This window comes from Afifella sp. IM 167 (assembly GCF_020144925.1).
Taxonomy (GTDB): Bacteria; Pseudomonadota; Alphaproteobacteria; order Rhizobiales; family Afifellaceae; genus Afifella.
On sequence record NZ_NSLC01000055.1, the window covers coordinates 1 to 508 of the forward strand.

Here is a 508-nt window from a genome sequence, read left to right on the forward strand (position 1 = left end):
TTTATAATGCCTCAATGGCCTATCTTACAGGAAGAAAAATAGGGATTGATTCTATCCAGTTGAGAGAAGCATTTCAATCATTTCCTGGCGTGCCGGGAAGATTCGAAATGTACAGTCATCCTAATGATGCAACCGCGGTTATTGATTACGCCCATACGGCAGATGCTTTTTCTTACTGTCTGAAAACAGCCAGGGATTGCGGGGCAAAACGGATTCTGCACGTTTTTGGATTCAGAGGAGACCGTGATGAAAGCAAACGCGCAAAAATGCTGGAAATCTCGTCAGCAATGAGTGACTGCACGTTTTTAACATTGGATGACCTAAATGGCATCGATAAGAACAAAATGATAGCTGAGTTGAAAAAATATCGTAAAATGTCAGGAAAAGAGTCCGATCAGGTGATACCTGACAGAACGCTTGCGATAAAAAAGGCTTGGGATATGGCCGAATCTGGAGATTGGATTCTCGTGACAGGAAAAGGGAGTGAAACTTATAAAGAAGAGTATGC

Annotated in this window: 1 protein-coding gene; it reads left to right on the plus strand. The window is 42.3% G+C overall.

Features of this window, described 5'->3' with window-relative positions; all coding sequences use genetic code 11:
- Positions 1-14 precede the first annotated feature (14 nt).
- The coding region (locus CLD20_RS20115; RefSeq protein ID WP_304504375.1) for a glutamate ligase domain-containing protein at positions 15-508 on the plus strand (494 nt) is incomplete at its 3' end.